The organism is Pseudoalteromonas sp. CR1, assembly GCF_019392235.1.
In the GTDB taxonomy this organism is placed as follows: domain Bacteria; phylum Pseudomonadota; class Gammaproteobacteria; order Enterobacterales; family Alteromonadaceae; genus Pseudoalteromonas.
Map to the genome: position 1 here is coordinate 1 of NZ_JAHXRM010000222.1, position 275 is coordinate 275.

Below are 275 nucleotides of genomic sequence, written 5' to 3' on the forward strand. Positions count from 1 at the left end.
GAGGGCATCGCTGAGCGGATCGCGACGTTCGAGACGGAGCCACGCACGGTAGAGCAGCTTGAGACGCAGCTACGCGAGAAGGGCGACCACTTCCCGACAGTCGTGGTCGAGCGCGACGGCGAGGTGATCGCCTGGGCCAGCGTGAGCAGCTACCGGAGCCGGCCATGTTACGCGGGCATTGCCGAGCATTCGGTGTACGTCTCGCGGGCTGCACGCGGGGCCGGGGCTGGCCTGGTGGCGCTGGAAGCACTGTTTGTAGCAGCCGAGCAGCAGGG

General features: G+C 68.0%; 1 protein-coding gene. It reads left to right on the forward strand.

Translation table 11 applies throughout. From position 1 onward, the window contains the following. The coding region (locus KZZ04_RS19195) for a GNAT family N-acetyltransferase (protein ID WP_219423855.1) at window positions 1-275 on the forward strand (275 nt) is incomplete at both ends.